The 599-nt window shown below is 64.6% G+C and carries 2 protein-coding genes; both read right to left on the reverse strand.

Going from position 1 to position 599, the window contains the following annotated elements; all coding sequences use genetic code 11:
• Window positions 1-265: exodeoxyribonuclease III (locus tag LO50_RS23050; protein WP_173425611.1), on the reverse strand; the 265-nt coding region annotated here is incomplete at its 3' end.
• A gap of 83 nt (window positions 266-348) precedes the next feature.
• Window positions 349-599: ATP-binding protein (locus LO50_RS23055; protein ID WP_236690624.1), on the reverse strand; the 251-nt coding region annotated here is incomplete at its 5' end.

A 599-nucleotide genomic window follows, 5' to 3' on the forward strand; every position in this document is an offset into this window, starting at 1 on the left:
CCGGATCGCCCGGCAGCCCGCGGCGGATCTCCAGCGGCTCGCAATCGCGGGCCAGAATCGCCACCCCGTTCCAGGACTTCTGCCCGTGCCAGATCGCGCCGTAGCCGGCCGCACGGATGTCGTCGATGGGGAAATCGGCATCCTGCGCCTTGAGTTCCTGCAGGCAGACCACGTCAGGCTGCTCGCGCGTCAGCCATTCGAGCAGATTGGCCCGACGTGCACGGATGCCATTGATGTTGTAGGTAGCGATTTTCAGACTATCCACAAGCGCGTCTCTCACAGGCGGTTATATCCACCTTAGCTGTGACAGCGCAGTGAGGCTTCCCGATCCGGTGCCAACGATCGGAATCAGGCCGGCGTTTCGGCAAAACGCAGGGTGAATTCGGTCACCCCGGCGTCGCTGCGAACACTCACCTCGCCGCCATGCAGCTGCATGATCGAGCGCACGATGGCCAACCCCAGGCCGCCGGTATCGCCCGGCTCGGCGCGCGATGGGTCGCAGCGGTAGAAGCGATCGAACAGCCGCGGCAGATGCTCGGGCGGGATCGGAGGTCCCAGATTGATCACGCTGACCGACCGCCAACCTACTCCTGAGCCAC

Origin of the sequence: Stutzerimonas stutzeri (assembly GCF_000935215.1) — a bacterium.
Taxonomy (GTDB): Bacteria; Pseudomonadota; Gammaproteobacteria; order Pseudomonadales; family Pseudomonadaceae; genus Stutzerimonas.